Genomic DNA, 14856 nt, shown 5'->3' with positions numbered 1-14856 from the left:
GTGGTGTGGTCAAATTGAGACTGCTTTACTCGTTATTGCGTCGTGCTTCACTTGCAGCAGTGGTGTGTCTCTGATGGGAATTCGCTGATCTTCAAATCCTGCTGTCCCATGAGTTCGTCGACAATCCTCTCTTCAGTCCAGCCGAGCGGCCCGAGGATACTGGCCGCCGCCCGGATTGTCTCATTTCGGTAGTAGCTTGGATCGTAAGCAGCCCCATCATCTACTTCTGGCGCAATCTGGACTCTATCCAGTCCGTTCTTGTCGTCATCGCTGACCACGAAGACAAATGTCCTCACCCGGCACGTACTGATCCTCGTAATCGCGTCGCTGCTTGTCCTGACTCTTAACTGAGAGTCTTTCCAACTTGCTGATGGGTTTGTTGTGCCGATTTTCTCCGGGCTTCCAACGAAATCTGTTTATTCACACTTTCCCTAACGCGCGTGTTGGGTTGACGCCGGAGGGAAATGGAGGAAAAATATTACCCCGCCCCCAGGTGTTTCCCTACCCGGAATGCCCTCGCTCGAATACCATGATTATACGATAGATGATTATTCTCAGCGGATGCTGCTCGCTCTCGCGGACACGGACCAGCCACTCCCGACGGGTGAGCTCGGTGAGGCTGCCGGCTTCGAATCGAACCGTCGCCAGAAAGTGAAGTACCGGATGGACACGCACCTCGAGCCCGCCGGCCTCGTCGACGAGCAGAGTCCTCCAGAGGTGGTGGGCCCAGATGTTGCCCGCCGGTGGGAGCTCACTTCGGAGGGACATGATTTCGTCGACGAGCATGACCTGAAAGCGAAGGTCGTGTCGGTCGAGGAAGCGACCGAGCGCGCAGTCGAGGCGCTCGAGATCGCGGAGTCCGTCGAGACGTCGCTCCACAATCAGCGGGTGAAGCTGGATCGCTGGAAGGAGAAGTTCCAGTCGGTGCGAGACGAGTTCCAGACAGTCCGCGACGTACTGACGCTCGAAGAATCGGACGATGGTGACCCGGTATGGATCGTCAACCGGAATTTCAACGTGATCGAAACCGAGATCAAGTCCGACATTAGAGAGATCGAAACCTCGCTGGACCAGCTGCGAGAAGACATCGATGGGTTGGACCAGTCGACGGCCGATCTTCGCGACGATCATGAGGATCTGGTTGCGGACCTGCACGAGCACCTGAACACACTCGATGATGCAGTCAGCAAGCTTGACGAAAACTTTCGCGATTTCGCCGACCGCGTCGACGACCAGGAGGCCCGTCTCGACGATCTCGAAGAGCGCATGGAGCGCCAGGAAGAGGGCCTCCTATCGAGATTTCATTGACCCGTCCGCTACTGTTTCGAAGACGCTCTACCCTAACACGCGTGTTGGGTTGACACCAACGAGTGGTTTTAGAGAAATCGTTCGATGGGGGGTGAAATGCCCGTTTTCGACGGGTTAGACTTTCCTCCACTCAGATTAACCAACACTCATGCCTCACATCGTCGATTGTTGGTTAAGTCTGAGTGCCCTGACGATGTCCGAAATACTGGTGAGCTTCGGTGTTGGATATTGGACGGAAAACGTACGTTTTCCGTCGCTCTGGAAACTCTCGCCGTCTGGCGTTTCCCCCACCGTCGGCAATTTGGGGTGATCACCCCGGCGCCACCAGCCGCCCGACGGCGTCGGGGTCGGGGTTTTGACTGATTCAACAGAAACCGCCACCAGACGGCCAGTTTGGTGTGTACAATAAATTATACCACCCTTACCCTTTTACAAAACCACCGGTTACCTCAGTGTATATGTCGGATCGTAAATGGACGCCGGGCTACGTCCAGCAGAGGTTCCCCGCTGAGGTCCGGGAGCTTCGACGGGCGGACGGGAAGGACCCGGACGTAAAGCCGACCCATCAGTGGCTCCGTGACCATGGGCTCAGCGGCATCCAGGGCTACGCCGAGCGCCAGGAGAAGACCGTCGACGAGGTCCTCCTTGACGAGTGTGGATTCGAGCCCAGAGAGCGCAAACCCCTCCCGGGAACGCACGCCGAGACGAAGCAGCTGATCCACAAGTGGCTCCAGGACGAGGATGAGGAGTTCAATCGACTCAACGACACCTCCGTCGGGAACGCCTGGACGCACATGCGGCGCCTGATGGAGATTTCCCGAGAGGCCCTTGGGTCAACCAACCTCCTCCGCCCGGCTCGCGCACCTGCTGGGAAGAACGTCCGGCTCACGCTCGATCTCTTCCGGGAGATGAACGGCGAACTCGAGGCCGAGGGGGCGCGGTACAACTACGCGTCGACGCTCGCCTCGTTCTACGAGTACCTGGAGATGATCGGCGAGGTCGATTCGAACCCGGCCGAGAAGGTTCTCCCACGGATGGGGTGGTCGTACAACCGGGAGTCGCCCGAACAGACTCTCACGCCGGCACAGGTCCGGGAGTGCTGGGAAGCGACGCGGTCGATCGACGACGGTGCCCTCGAGGACCCCGACGCCGAGGGTCTGCGGGAACTCCTCGTCGAGAAGGTGCTGCTGCTCTGCCTCGCCGGCTGTGGGCACCGGACCAGCGACCCGCTGATCACGAACGCGCAGGAGGACGTCATCCTCGATCAAGGCGACCCCCGGGTTTGCTTCGACGCAAAGCGGAAGAACGGGCCGGGGACCACGCCGATCATGGCGGGTTTGGACTACTTCGAGCAGTACATCGAGCTGCTCAAGGAGACGGGCCACGAGATGCTGTTCCCGAGCGAGCTCTCCGAGGATGGCACCCGGTCAGACGCCTGGGTGCGTAACAAGATCGAGGAGATCGTCGATCGGGCCGACGTCCGACTGCCCGACGGCTCGAAGCCGACGCCGAAGCACTTCCGGCAGTTCTGGTTCAACGAGTACCTCGACGCCTACGAGGCCTACATCGCCAAAATCGAGGATGTCGCCGAGGCACAGTCGAGTGCGTCCGCAGAGATCGTCGACAAACACTACCTCGCCAGCCACCGCGCCCGAGACCACTTCCGTCGGTTCGCCTACGAGCACTTCGAGACGGCGTTCCCGACTGACGTCGTCGTCGCACCCGAAGAGATCGCCGCGGCCCGCGACACCGACACCGACGAGGACGGTCAGAGCTCGCTCGAGGACTTCGTCGGCGCGTGGCTCCCCGGCGTCGCTCACGCCTGGGTGTCGGCCCAGCTGGCGAAGGCGCGGGCTCAGCGCGAGAAAGCCGCCATCGAGTACGACCCGGAGACGTCGCTCCCGTCGCGCCGGGAGGCCGTCGTCGTCGCCGCCGGGACGCTGGTGTCGGCCACGATGATCGGCGTGATGACCGCCCACCTGAGGGTGAATCCGATCGTCGATCCCGGCTCGGTGCCGCCCGAGATGTCGATTGCTCTCGTCGCCTGGCTGGCGTACGCGATCTACGACATGCCGGACCTCGAGGAGCCGCCGGCGAACTCGCCGTCCTGAGCCGCCGCTGTGAGCATCGGCCCGGTGACCTAACCCTAAGCTTAAGATTAAACCTGCAGTTCGCCCTCGTTCTCGCGTGGACTGCGCACCGTCTGAGGGAGAGCAGGTTTCAGATGTTTGGTAAGGAGCTGTCGGCCGCCGCGACGGTGACGGCCCTCTTCTGTTAGGTTTTTCCCTAACACCCATCGGGTCGGGTCGTCGGTACTGGTGTGGATGAGCGATGATGTCACCGTGCTTGAGGACGAGATCGAGGCCTACGCCGATCGCACCGTCGCCAGGGTACGCGTGCTCTCGGTCCCGACGTCGGAATGATTCGAGGAAGGGATCAAGTACGCCTACCACTACGGCGAGACCGGCGCGGACGACCCGATCATCTGCTTCGACAACCACCACGGCGTCCACGAGGTCCACCTCGGGGAGCAGACCATCGAGATCGACTACCCCGGACTGGTGGAGCTCTATCGCGCTTGGCGGGCAGCGCTCCCGTCGGAGAAGTGAGCTGACTGGTAGTCCACTTGAGCACGGCGACGGACGCCCCGACCGCGACCCGCGACCGATACCCTACCCATCATGACCCGAACACTTCACGTCCAGATCAAGCCCACCGACCGAAGCGACCTCGAGGATCGTCTCGCGGCGATCGACGCCAGCGAGGACGTCGAACCCAGTGAACCAACTCTATCGAATCGAGGTCCTCGAGAACGTGAACGAGCTGGCCGACTACGGCTTGGTCGAACTCCAAGGGGACGGCCGCGCGAAGCGGCCGGTGGTGTGGTACGACGAGATCGACGTCGATCTCCCGCTCACGACATCGTCGAATGGAGGCCGGAAGGCGACGCCTGAGCCAGCGAGAGAGACGATAGCTGACAACGTCGATCCCGAGGATCCACGCCCCTCGGGGCACTACCACGTCGATCGAGATGCCGAGTGGTTCTTCGTCGACGACGACCTCGCGGAGACGATCGCCCTCGGACCCGCGACTGACGGCGAGCCGGGCGACGACTGGGTACTCACCCTCTCGGCCACGACTTCGGAAGAGGATCCTGCGCCGGCGGAACGCGTCGCCGTCCGCCTCACGCCGTGGGCGTTGCACGAGCTCCACATCGAGGCGAAAACCTCTCGCCGGACGCCCGTCAGGCGGGTCACAGCGCCGAGTGTGGGCTCTGCGGGGAGCCGGCCCCACTCAACCAGGTGTGGCCGAACAACCGGAAAGAGCCCTGTTACCCGGACTGCTACGCCGAGGCGTTCGGTGCGCCTCCGTGGTGCGATGGAGATTAACCAACACCAGCAACGCGAGCGCGCGTCTGTTGGTTAACTGATGCCCCGGCCCCGAGCGGTCTGGAGCGACCTGACACCTCTTTTGGAGGGCTACCCCCTTCCTATATCGGTTGAACTTTCGGTGTCAGGCCAGAGGGGATCGCCAGGTAGCGCTACATGACACCTCGAATCCAGCTGGTGTCAAGTGGCGTGGCGGCTGTCAGGCCGGCCATCAGCCTAAGATTAATCTTAAGAGTAACTCACAGACGGGAGGGAGAAGCCCCCTCCAAGTATTAACCAACACCTGACCGAGCGTCCAGCCGAGTGTTGGTTAAGCTATGGGAGAGCCCCATCAGAACTCGCGCTCGATCTCCAGCTTCCGCATCGCCTTCTCAAAAACATCCGGGTGCCGATGCGCGAGCTTCTCCAGGTGGTCCCGCACCGACTGCGCTGGGTTCACCTCAACCTCGTCGGCGTTCTGGAGCTCGTGATAAAACGCGTGCATCTCCGCGGTCACCGCGATCCCCACGGTCTTCTCCTTCGGCGCGCCGTCGCTGTTCAGTGCCTCTAGGTACCGCTCGGTGTCGAAGTCGTCGCCGACGCCGTTCGTCTCACTCTGTTCTTCCTCCGCCGCATCGAACGCATCCGTCATCGGGTTCTCACTCATTGGTTTAATCTTAATCTTAATCTTAAGCGTAGGTCTCGATCGTCTCGTCGGTGATCTCGACGCCCTCCCCATCAGCGAACTGCCGAGCGCCGGCGCGGTAGGCGTGGTAGCACTGTTGGCGGACCGACCGCGGCGTCCCGTCGGAGCGTTCGACGATCGTGCGAATGGCCGGCGCCGTGTAGGGGTCCGAGAGGTACCCCTGAGTGTACTCCTCATCTCGGGCCCACGCCAGCCACCGCGCGATCAGCTCCTCGGTCTCCTCGAAGCCGAAGCGCTCGAGCGACCGGTTCTTCGCGACCAGCCGTGACGACAGGGTCTGGCGCAGTTCGTCGATCCGGTCGGCCGCCTCCGGCGTCCCGAACAGGAAGAGGATGAACGCCGGCCCGGTCTCGCCGAGATCGCCAATGCTCTGGAGCCCCGCGAGCAGCTGCTCGAAAGTGCGGGTGTTCCGTGCGGCGTCCTCGAGCTGGTCCACCTGGACGATACACGTGAGGTCCGCCGCCTCCAGCTGCTCGGCGACGTTCTCGACGACCTGGCGGACCTCGTCAGTCGCCCGCGGATAGGTCTCGGGGACGTCCAGGGCATCGTACGCCGCGAGTTCGTCCAGCAGCCGGGTGTAGAGCCGGCGCGTGGTGATGCTCTCGACCTCACGGATGCGGGCGATGGCGAACTCGTCGCTGCGCGGGCCCTCGCTCAGCGCGTCGTACACGAGCTCTCGGAAGTGCGTCTTCCCCGCGCCCCGCTTGTCGATCACCGAGACGTGCCCGGCGCGCGTGAGGATGTGCGAGGCGACCTCCTGGAGGAGCTCTTCGTTGACCCGGACCGCGACGCGCGTGTCGGGAAGCGACTCCGCCGCGAACGGTGTGCGGTCCTCGACGAGCCCCAGCTGCTCGGCATACCGAGCGTGGGATTCCTCGACGTCGTCGAGAGCCGCAGTGAACTGATCAGCCATACACACCTGCCCTAAGGTTAGCCCTAATCTTAAGATTAAGTCAGACACGCGTCATCCGCGGCCGAGGTACCCCATTCGACCACCTTAACCAACATTCTTACAACAATAGAGTTAGAGATGTTGGTTAAGATGGCGCCGACCGAACCCACCGCCCCCGACGCGATTGCCCAGTACATCACCGACGGCCTTGAGCGCCAGAGCCCCGACAACCTACGGACGATCGCCGCCTACGCCGAAGACCTCGCGGCGTACAAGGAGGCACAGGCCGAGGCCGAGCTCGAAGGCCAGGACGAAGAGGTCGTTCGCGAGACCAGCGAGGAAGTCGACGATCTCCCCGACGAGGTGCCCGGGAAGGCCAGCGTCGTGATCAAGGAGATCAACGACAACCGCTACTACTACTACCAGTGGCGAGATGGCGAAAAGATCCGGTCGAAGTACAAAGCGCCGGTCAACCCGAGCGAGTAAATCCCGCCAGCGCCGTCAACGCCTGGTGTCCAGTGTCTGGTACCCGGTGCCCACACTCGGAGGAATCGACGATCTCCACGTAGTCGAGGTCCTTCAACTCGGTTTTCCCTGCTTCAACCCCACCTTCGGACATCGAAGATTGGTTTTTTCTTGCCGCCACTCCTTGTATCAACCAAAAATTGGATTCTCAACAGAACCCTCTCACGTCACTGCAACACGATCGGGTAAAATCAGCTTCTACTGCTGGCTTGGATTGTGAGGATACAGAATGAGCAGAGAGGGAGAGGGGGTTCTTCGATGGAATTTGTTTGAGCGAAGTTCTATATCTCTCGCTTGAGGGGGCTAAGGTATGCAGGATTGCCCACAATGCGACTCAGCGGTAGAGGACAGCGCGTACTACTGTACCCGTTGTGGTGCCCTCCTCAATGCAGGGATCACCCTCGAAGAGATCGACGACGCAACTGGATTTCTGCGAGAAGACGACTACCACATTATCACCGAACTCATTCACGGGAACCAGGATACGCTTCCGGGGTCACTGTGTGCACAGATTCACGCGGAAGTCAAAGAAGCACTATACGACTTCGTCGTCCTCTACCACTGGGAGGCCTTTGATCCGAGTCTGAGCTTGTCTCCGGACGTGGATTCAAAAGACGTCATATCGCTTTCTTCGAAGGAAGAACTCGAACTGGAAACGCTACCGTGTCTGTTCGCTCTCTTGTATGAGGCGCTGGGGAAGGACGTATGTGAAGACATGCTCCAACACGGGATTGCCAGGGGAGAGAGTGGTGATCTTCACCCTCAGGATGATATTGAGGTCACGATTTCTATCGATTCAGAGGGGGGATCCTAAGTCAGAGCGGACACAGGCTAGTCGTTTCTTAGTATGTGCCCCCGATTAAGACACAGACTTATTACCTTGGGGAGGCACGTTTCGATCAATGAGTCTTCACCCAACCGGCGACGACCACGAGGGCGACGCCGAAGACGAAGAGCGTCCCGAGGTCCCAGAAGGGGTTCTTCGCGGGATCGAAGACATCGCCGAGGGGCGTACTGCAAGCAAAGAGGACATCGAGTCTATTTTGAAGTACTGACTATTTTCTCGGAGTAGCTGTGAGTCGTGTTCCCCTCTCGGACGAAGAGACAAGGGTTATCTTTGCTGGGGAGGCTGCTGCGAATCTATCTGAACTCGATGCTTCTGAACAGGAAGCCGTCATTCAACGTTTGTTGAATATCGTCGAGAGCGAGGCACCGCCCAGTTCTTTTGTGTACGAGCGGATTGCAAACCTCGACATCATCACCGTCGGTGATCAGGGGCGACTGTACACGAAGGTCGTCGACGAGATTCCTCGTGGGAATACTGAGTACCACGTCATCTTTCTCTTCTTCATCGATATCACCCACGATTATCCGTACAAAGCTCTGGCCGAATATAGTCCAAGTGCAGAAACGATGGCAGAAGAAGTCACGGACCTGGAGTCAGTCTCCGACGTCGATGCATACCTTGAACAGCACGACGCACTCGACGAAGACGATCTCCGAGATTTGCTTCCGTAGCGCTTACTGGCCACTCCCCGCTGCCACTATCTCTGAGAGTTAACCATCTGTCTTCGATTGGGCCAAGTGTGCTTGGTATGAGGTCAGATTATCATTACATCCGGTTTGACGGCCTGCCGCCACTACACGTGATCAGCAAACCAGTCCGGTGCACCTGTGTACTCCGCCCAGCAGTGCTTGTGACACGGCTCACCCCGCGGGTTCGGGATCGCCTCGTCGAGATCGACCTGGTCGCCACAAAGATCACACTCAGCACTGTGGCCATGCATCCGCTGGTCAGCTGAGAGGTCCTTCGTCTCGATATAGAGTTCGTGCAGCGATCGCGGCGTCAGCCGGACGAGAACCTTTTCTCTGTCAGTGTCGTCGCGCTTCTCCGGTGTGTACGTCAGCACCCAGTCTTGACTTTCCTCACCGTCGCCAGCTGGGCCGAGCGAGATCGTCTGTGCCAGCTCGTCAGGAACATAGTGCCACTCGTTATCGGCGAATCGAGGGTAGTGTCCTTCCGGGCGTGGATCCTCTGGATCGACGTCGTCATCCTCGCCCATGGTTCTAAGACAGCTGCCAGACGAGAGAGTTCCCCACTGTCTTCGATTGAACCCTGCTCTCATCTTCGAGCCGGTTCAACCGCTCGTAGGCGGTCCGGTACTCACACCCGACCGCGTCCGCGACATCACTCGTCGTCGGGAGATCGCCATCTCCCACAGCTTCGAGGAAGTCTGAGTCGGAAAACGTCGGGCTAAACTGCCCAGTCTCCTCGTCACGCTCATCGTAGGGCATGGCCCCATGTGATCTCGTCTTCCCCATAAAGGTGGATGAATCCGTGGAATAATAAAACCCCATGCAGATGTATGACCCGGTACTTTTATTACCCATGCAGATGTATGTATGGGTAAGGCAGGCCCGCTCCTCGAGGCGCTTCGTTCGGAGAAGTGCCCGGGTGTTGGAGCACCCGAGCGGTTCTGTCTCGGCTCTGAGACAGCATGTCGAAACACGACTCGGCGGCACTTCAGACTGCCGCCACGGACCGACGTACCGACCTCGATGATCGCGATGCCCGAGCGCTCACGGAGTGCATGAGCGTCCTGCCGAAGGGGGGTGACGTCTACACCGTCGTCGGCGAGAACGGCGGCACCTACGGCGTCGATCTTCGCGAAGAGCGTTGCACCTGTCCCGACCACGAGTACAGAGAGGCACGCTGTAAACACATCCGGCGTGCGGAGTTTGCGACGGGCGAGCGGACGATCCCGTCGTGGGCCGACACCGGCGCGATCGACGAGCAGCTGGGCGACCACGTCGAGGCCACGCCACAGGTCGCAGCTGCTGACGGTGGGATCATCATCGCCAGTGACGACGGCGAGATCCTTGAGCCCGACATCAAGGACGACGGCCGCCCCGACGACTGCGAGTGCGGCGAGTGGAACACTGACGCAGACCTGCCGTGCTTCGCGTGCTACCGCGAGGGCTTCGAGACGCCGGCGAGCGCCGAGGACGGTGATATCTGATGCCACCCCTTGCAGACGTCACCACGATCGACGACGTCGCCGTCACCGCACGGATCCAGGAGGGCAAGCTTGAGATGGAGTCACAAGCGGACACGAAACTCCACATCAAAGCGCCGGACTACACGCCACTGAGTACAAGCGAGCCACACGCGACACTGTTCGCGTCGGATGAAGACACCCGCGTTGAGCTCACGCTGGACGGCGAGGGCCTGGACGCACTGGTCGATGCCATCTCCCACATCCGCGACGGCGGTGATGCCTGATGGCCCGCGTCATCGACGATGCCGGCGACGGTGACTACACGCTTCTCGTGACCGACGAGGGGGATCTGGAGGCCCGCAAGCGGATCCCACACGACGGTGTCCGGTACTACTCGACGGCGTCGCGGGCCCTGCCGAGTGGCCGACGGACTGCCAGCGAGTTCGGGTTGTCCATCGATGAGGTCCTCGATCAGTACGCTGGGCGCTCGGCGACGACCACGCCACGGCCACAACTCGCCGAGGACGCCGCCCGGGCGCTTCAAGGCTCGAAGGACGAAGCAGGAGGTGGCGGAATCGATGCCTGACCGCCAGGAGTGCGAGGTCTGTGGCGCGGAAAAGCTGCCGGAGATGGTCGATCACACGACCGTCGCGCCGATCGCGCCCCTCGAGGCGGACATCTGCCGTGCCTGCCAGCTCGTGCAGGATCACGATCTCCCTGAGGGCGTCTGTATGCAGTGTGGCGACCCGGTCGAGACTGGGTTCCCGATTGAGTTGGAGTTCCCGCTTGGGCCCGCGGACCTTCCGGGCCGGCTCACGGGGATACTCTGCGGTGACTGTGCCGGCTGGATTGCCTGTGACATCAACTACGACGCGATCGACGCCGATGAAGAGGCCCACGAGGCGTTCATCGAGGTCCTCGAAAAAAAGCGCGAGCGTGAGGCCGAACTGGAGGGATCGGCGTGACACCACGCGACGATCGAGAGTGCGGTGTCAGGTGGGAAGACGTGGGGCGTGGGCTCCTGCGTAGCGAGCTCGGCAAAGCCCGTACCGAGCTTGTAGAAGCGTCTCACGACGTCGAGGATACACTCCGTAAGGGCGAGGCCGTGACCCACGAACAGGTTCGCCAGCTACGGTTGGCGTTGAACCATGCACGCCGCTGTGTCGAGGATTACGCCGCACCCGTTGCGGGCGTCGAACCGTGGGGCGACCCAGTTCCACCGATCCCGTACCGTGTCATGCACGAATCAATCGGCCGCGGGAGTACCGACGACATCGACCCACTGGAGCACCTCGATCGGGAGGTGGCTGATGAGTAGCCACACGTCGCCCGTCGCGACGGCCAACGCCACGCCTGGGCCAGACGACGATCCCACGATCGTCGGCGTGGACCTGGGACTTCGACAGCTCTTCACGGCCGCGCCAGCGGATGCCACGCCCGACGTGGCGAGCGCCGTCAGCGTTGACGGCGAGCCGGCCCGGGCGCTGTTCGCTGACCTTCGCGAAGCGACTCGCCGGCGCCAGGCGACGACAGACGACGCGAAGAGCGACGCTGTCCGTCTCGATCGACACTACCGGGCGTTGCTCGTGGACCACGTCGACGACGCGATCGCGACGCTGCTGGGCTATCTGGCGGCCCATGACGCGGACGTCGTCGCCCTCGAGGCACTCGGCCAGGAGTGGGTGTCCTTGACCGACGCGCGAACCCAGGGGAAGGACCTCGACGCGTGGCTCTTTCCCGTCGTTCAGGACCGCCTGGAGACCGCGCTGGGTGACGCCGGATATCACCCCGTGTACGTCGATCCGACACACACGACCAACGCCTGCCACGAGTGCGAGCTGCTCGCTCACGTCGAGGACGAGACGATCACCTGTACGACGCCAGACTGCCCTGTCGAGACCGTCGATCGCGATCGAAGCGCCGCTGTCTCGATCGCTCGACGCGCCGTCGACAAGATCAAAGGTGAGCTGTGATGGATGTCGCTACCGACGACGGGGAGGACAACGCCACAGAGACGGTCCTCACCTTCGCTGGGAATGGCGGAAGAGTGTACCACAAGGCTGTCCGGATGCCTGACAGCGAGTTACGGCCGCTCTGTGGGGCGGATGGCCGGAGCCTGCTGGAGAAAGAACGCTCACTGATCGAATCGCACTACGACCCCTGCAGGGCGTGCTTTCCGGGGCAGGACGATGACCGAAGTTGAGTGCGAGCGGTGCGGAACCGTCTTCGACACCGCCCGCGACGGCGTCGCTCCCGGCCAGGACACGACACGCTGCCCGTCGTGTGGGAAACAGCACCCAGTCCACGAGAGCAATCAGGACGCCCCTGACGGGGCCACGAGCGACGCAGGGCCGGGTGCGACGGCCAGCCTCAACGTCGGCGATGACGGCCGGCTCGTCGTCGAGGTACACGCCCACATCCATGTCCACGAGTAGCGGGCTGTTTGCCCGCCGGCCCCGGATCGGGTCGCCGTCTCGGCGATGGGAGTTTAACCAACATAGCCGGGTGTTGGTTAATCGCCCGTCGAGGCGGCTGGCCCACGGAGGTCGCACGAATGTCAACCACGAACGCCGACGCAACTGACAGTACCGACGCGAAACCGACGCCCGAGCCTGAAGCCCTCGTCGCAGCGTTGACCGCCAAGGAGGCACTCGAGGGGGTCCCGAGGAGTTCTTTCGGCGACCAGAGCGGGAACGTGATGAACGCCCTGGAAGCGCTTGACCGAGTCGTACTCAGAGCTGCCGACGATCCCGCCACACTGGCCGCTGCTGGCGAGTGTCTCGGCGAGGATCCGGCGACAGACGGAGGGAAGAACAGTCACGAGCTGGCCGAGACATCCGAGCGGGACATCCACCAACGCCACGCCGACGCCGATCGTGACGGGGCAGTCCCGGTGACTATCGAACTCACCTCGCCGATGATCGAGTTGATCGATATCGTGAAGGAGGACGACCAGACCACGGCCGAGTGGGTGATGCGAGAGTTGGAGGGTGCGCTGGCCGGTCACGAAAACGAGTACTACGGCGAGGTGACTGGACAGGTCAAGGCGGAGGTGCCGAGCGAGATCGTCCGCTGGGTCCGACTGTGGGAGCAGCATCTCGCGCTCACGGGCGAGAGGGAACGAACGGCACGGGACGTCGAGGAGTATCTCCTGGATTTCCTCGAACTTGAGCACGAGTGGTCGCTCGACGGTGGCGAGGAGTTCGAGCCGAAAGATCTGCTGCCGGAGTTCGACAGTGGCGACGATGACGGCCAGGATCGGGGCGGTGGAGGTGGGTCTTCAGCGTCTAACCCCCACACTTCAACCGGAGAGGACCGCCACGCAGACACGGAGGCGTAGAGATGGCGACCAACACCACCACGACTGGAGAACAGAATCGAAACTTCCCCGAGGACTACCGTGAGGAACTCGAGCGCGAAGCCAACAGCGACGGTCCCCACGCGTGGGTTTGTCAGCGGGTTCTCGCCAGTATGGATTGAGGGTTGAATCACCGAGGTAGCTATCGGAGATTGGTAACGAGTTTCAGTTTACAGAACTAAGACGATAGACAGCTGCACCTCAATCGCTCTCGGAATCGACAAGCAGACGATCAGGAACCTCCTCGTACTCCACGTAGAACTCTTCAAGAGCGACTGCTTTCGCGGCGATACACCGGTGGCGTCCATCTGTGGTGACGTAATAGTTGTCGCCGAGCTTCCGAAGAACAGGAGGATAGCTGTTCTTGACCTCGAAATCGCCCTGGATTAGTCGGACTAACGCTGCACTCAGCCTATTCCTCTCAAGTCGATCTGTAGAGCCAATAGCCCCCTTGATATCGGCAGGGTCAATGAATCCCTCGTAGCGTGGGAGCGTGCTCTCTTTCTCCTGATAGTTTATCGATTTCGTTGGCTCCTGCCATTCGACAATATCGGTCGGGTGCGTGATTCCCCCGTCTTGGATCCGATGATAGATCTCCCGGGCCCGTTCCTCTTGCCCATCCGTAAGCGAAATTGTCTGCATTAAAACAAGATTGCCTCCACGGCGACATACGCTTGTTGAGATTCCGACGTCTACCGCGTCTTCAAATAGTTCTCAATACTGCCATGTCTCAATCTTGACGAGGTCCTCTGCCGGATCAAACCAAGGAGATTGATGGAGACGAACAGAATTTAGCGGAGAATATTCAAAGATGGGGTGAGATCACTCTCAATTAACGGAAGATGAATATCGTAAAATTGGTCAGTAGAGCCATACATCGGGGGTGGAAGGCTGGTCTACTTGGCATCGCTGCTCTTGTCCTCTTCAACAACTCTATAATATCATTTTTTCAGGTGATAATTCAAGACAGCAGTCTCACTCTTCAGAATTTTTCGTCGATATGGATAAGTAGAGCTCTCGAGATGGTCCAAGGAGAACAATTGATAGCCGTACTTACTGCTGGGATCGTGTCCGGTGCCAGTGCCGCCGGTTACTATCTCTGGCATAACTTCCGGTCAAAGAATTTTGACGGGGTTGCTGGAATCATTATCGCGTTAGTCGGTGGTCTTTCTTTCCTATTGCTTCCTGGGACCCTTTTCTCATTTGCAAAGATGTTCAGTTTGATAATCATCTTGTTTGGTATTGGATTTGTATTATCCCAGTCAGGTTGAGCTGAAAGAGAGTACTATCACACAATCACCAGTACTCTAATACATAAAGGCAGGTGTGCCCGCGTGAGAATTCCCACTCACGAATGCGAACTTGCCGGTGAGGAACGACGGGAAACGATTGTCTCAGTGATGCTCAGCCCAAATTTGAGCGCCCCTCCAAGAGCGACATTAGCGAACCCCGCCAACGTCAGTGCATAGCCCACAGTGCCAGCCATTGAGGGCTGAAGAAGCTCGATTTGCAAGCTGTAGAGGTCTGCACTAAGGGACAGCACGATCATCACCATTCCAGCAAGAGCGACGACACCACCAATACGTAACACATTGCCTGAGATGGCTCGTCCCTCTTCGCACAGCCGAGAAACCCAGTATCGCTCTGGGGAAACAGGCCGTGCGCGCTCATCATCGGCCAGATACCACGCGAGATTCCCC

The 14856-nt window shown here is 60.4% G+C and carries 23 protein-coding genes and 3 pseudogenes; 19 read left to right on the top strand and 7 right to left on the bottom strand.

What is annotated here, in order from left to right; all coding sequences use genetic code 11:
• Window positions 1-47: 47 nt before the first annotated feature.
• The gene (locus tag E3374_RS16560) at window positions 48-278 is read right to left on the bottom strand and encodes a hypothetical protein (protein ID WP_136690065.1); all 231 of its coding nucleotides are present in this window, start codon (window positions 276-278) and stop codon (window positions 48-50) included.
• A gap of 283 nt (window positions 279-561) precedes the next feature.
• Between E3374_RS16560 and E3374_RS16555 the strand changes: the two genes are divergently transcribed.
• The 5 genes and pseudogenes from E3374_RS16555 to E3374_RS18035 all read left to right on the top strand — a co-directional run bounded on the left by E3374_RS16555 (window position 562) and on the right by E3374_RS18035 (window position 4697).
• The gene (locus E3374_RS16555; RefSeq protein WP_136690064.1) at window positions 562-1308 is read left to right on the top strand and encodes a hypothetical protein; all 747 of its coding nucleotides are present in this window, start codon (window positions 562-564) and stop codon (window positions 1306-1308) included.
• Between the two features lie 458 nt (window positions 1309-1766).
• A complete protein-coding gene (locus tag E3374_RS16550) occupies window positions 1767-3419 on the top strand; it encodes a hypothetical protein (protein ID WP_136690063.1) in 1653 nt (550 codons plus the stop codon).
• A 213-nt stretch (window positions 3420-3632) separates the two neighbouring features.
• Window positions 3633-3917, top strand: a pseudogene (locus E3374_RS18045) (toxin-antitoxin system TumE family protein).
• A gap of 72 nt (window positions 3918-3989) precedes the next feature.
• A pseudogene (locus E3374_RS18040) lies at window positions 3990-4254 on the top strand (HVO_A0114 family putative DNA-binding protein); the annotation flags it as partial.
• A gap of 24 nt (window positions 4255-4278) precedes the next feature.
• Window positions 4279-4697: pseudogene (locus E3374_RS18035) on the top strand (hypothetical protein).
• Window positions 4698-5028: 331 nt separating this feature from the next.
• Here the strand turns inward: E3374_RS18035 and E3374_RS16530 are convergent.
• Window positions 5029-5343 (bottom strand): hypothetical protein, encoded by a 315-nt coding sequence (locus E3374_RS16530; RefSeq protein ID WP_169051890.1) that lies wholly within the window; start codon window positions 5341-5343, stop codon window positions 5029-5031.
• A gap of 22 nt (window positions 5344-5365) precedes the next feature.
• Window positions 5366-6295 (bottom strand): hypothetical protein, encoded by a 930-nt coding sequence (locus E3374_RS16525; protein WP_136690061.1) that lies wholly within the window; start codon window positions 6293-6295, stop codon window positions 5366-5368.
• Between the two features lie 129 nt (window positions 6296-6424).
• On the opposite strand from E3374_RS16525, the gene E3374_RS16520 reads away from it, so the two are divergent.
• The 4 genes from E3374_RS16520 (at window position 6425) to E3374_RS16510 (ending at window position 8317) form a co-directional block, all read left to right on the top strand.
• Window positions 6425-6760 carry a hypothetical protein gene (locus E3374_RS16520; RefSeq protein ID WP_136690060.1) on the top strand — a complete coding sequence of 112 codons (336 nt, stop codon included), beginning with the start codon at window positions 6425-6427 and terminating at the stop codon, window positions 6758-6760.
• 349 nt (window positions 6761-7109) lie between these two features.
• Entirely contained in the window at window positions 7110-7613 is a 504-nt protein-coding gene (locus E3374_RS16515) for a zinc ribbon domain-containing protein (RefSeq protein ID WP_136690059.1), read from the top strand.
• 88 nt (window positions 7614-7701) lie between these two features.
• The gene (locus tag E3374_RS17295) at window positions 7702-7854 is read left to right on the top strand and encodes a hypothetical protein (protein ID WP_169051889.1); all 153 of its coding nucleotides are present in this window, start codon (window positions 7702-7704) and stop codon (window positions 7852-7854) included.
• Window positions 7855-7873: 19 nt separating this feature from the next.
• A complete protein-coding gene (locus E3374_RS16510; protein WP_136690058.1) occupies window positions 7874-8317 on the top strand; it encodes a hypothetical protein in 444 nt (147 codons plus the stop codon).
• A gap of 122 nt (window positions 8318-8439) precedes the next feature.
• Here E3374_RS16510 and E3374_RS16505 read toward each other — a convergent pair whose 3' ends face one another.
• Window positions 8440-8862, bottom strand: coding sequence for a hypothetical protein (locus E3374_RS16505; RefSeq protein WP_136690057.1), 423 nt, complete (start codon window positions 8860-8862; stop codon window positions 8440-8442).
• Window positions 8863-8866: 4 nt separating this feature from the next.
• Window positions 8867-9094 (bottom strand): transcriptional regulator, encoded by a 228-nt coding sequence (locus E3374_RS16500; protein ID WP_136690056.1) that lies wholly within the window; start codon window positions 9092-9094, stop codon window positions 8867-8869.
• Between the two features lie 203 nt (window positions 9095-9297).
• Between E3374_RS16500 and E3374_RS16495 the strand changes: the two genes are divergently transcribed.
• The 10 genes from E3374_RS16495 (at window position 9298) to E3374_RS17290 (ending at window position 13278) form a co-directional block, all read left to right on the top strand.
• Window positions 9298-9819, top strand: a complete 522-nt coding sequence (locus E3374_RS16495) for an SWIM zinc finger family protein (protein WP_211195003.1) — start codon at window positions 9298-9300, stop codon at window positions 9817-9819.
• Window positions 9819-10082, top strand: a complete 264-nt coding sequence (locus E3374_RS16490) for a hypothetical protein (protein ID WP_136690055.1) — start codon at window positions 9819-9821, stop codon at window positions 10080-10082. The genes E3374_RS16495 and E3374_RS16490 overlap by 1 nt, the downstream gene beginning before the upstream one ends.
• Window positions 10082-10384, top strand: coding sequence for a hypothetical protein (locus tag E3374_RS16485; protein WP_136690054.1), 303 nt, complete (start codon window positions 10082-10084; stop codon window positions 10382-10384). The genes E3374_RS16490 and E3374_RS16485 overlap by 1 nt, the downstream gene beginning before the upstream one ends.
• On the top strand, window positions 10377-10763 hold the full coding sequence (locus E3374_RS16480) for a hypothetical protein (RefSeq protein ID WP_136690053.1): 387 nt from the start codon (window positions 10377-10379) through the stop codon (window positions 10761-10763). The genes E3374_RS16485 and E3374_RS16480 overlap by 8 nt, the downstream gene beginning before the upstream one ends.
• Window positions 10760-11116 (top strand): hypothetical protein, encoded by a 357-nt coding sequence (locus E3374_RS16475; RefSeq protein ID WP_136690052.1) that lies wholly within the window; start codon window positions 10760-10762, stop codon window positions 11114-11116. The genes E3374_RS16480 and E3374_RS16475 overlap by 4 nt, the downstream gene beginning before the upstream one ends.
• Window positions 11109-11771, top strand: coding sequence for a zinc ribbon domain-containing protein (locus E3374_RS16470; RefSeq protein WP_136690051.1), 663 nt, complete (start codon window positions 11109-11111; stop codon window positions 11769-11771). Before E3374_RS16475 ends, E3374_RS16470 begins: the two co-directional genes overlap by 8 nt.
• The gene (locus E3374_RS16465; protein WP_136690050.1) at window positions 11771-12001 is read left to right on the top strand and encodes a hypothetical protein; all 231 of its coding nucleotides are present in this window, start codon (window positions 11771-11773) and stop codon (window positions 11999-12001) included. The genes E3374_RS16470 and E3374_RS16465 overlap by 1 nt, the downstream gene beginning before the upstream one ends.
• Complete coding sequence (locus tag E3374_RS16460) at window positions 11988-12233, top strand: hypothetical protein (RefSeq protein WP_136690049.1); 246 nt, start codon at window positions 11988-11990, stop codon at window positions 12231-12233. The genes E3374_RS16465 and E3374_RS16460 overlap by 14 nt, the downstream gene beginning before the upstream one ends.
• Window positions 12234-12352: 119 nt before the next feature.
• Entirely contained in the window at window positions 12353-13138 is a 786-nt protein-coding gene (locus tag E3374_RS16455; RefSeq protein ID WP_136690048.1) for a hypothetical protein, read from the top strand.
• A gap of 2 nt (window positions 13139-13140) precedes the next feature.
• Window positions 13141-13278 (top strand): hypothetical protein, encoded by a 138-nt coding sequence (locus tag E3374_RS17290; protein ID WP_169051888.1) that lies wholly within the window; start codon window positions 13141-13143, stop codon window positions 13276-13278.
• Between the two features lie 79 nt (window positions 13279-13357).
• Here E3374_RS17290 and E3374_RS16450 read toward each other — a convergent pair whose 3' ends face one another.
• On the bottom strand, window positions 13358-13798 hold the full coding sequence (locus tag E3374_RS16450; protein WP_136690047.1) for a hypothetical protein: 441 nt from the start codon (window positions 13796-13798) through the stop codon (window positions 13358-13360).
• A 706-nt stretch (window positions 13799-14504) separates the two neighbouring features.
• Window positions 14505-14856: hypothetical protein (locus E3374_RS17485; RefSeq protein WP_211195002.1), on the bottom strand; the 352-nt coding region annotated here is incomplete at its 5' end.

The organism is Halorhabdus amylolytica, assembly GCF_004944975.1.
Taxonomy (GTDB): domain Archaea; phylum Halobacteriota; class Halobacteria; order Halobacteriales; family Haloarculaceae; genus Halorhabdus; species Halorhabdus amylolytica.
This window is presented reverse-complemented; position numbering and strand designations above follow the sequence as displayed.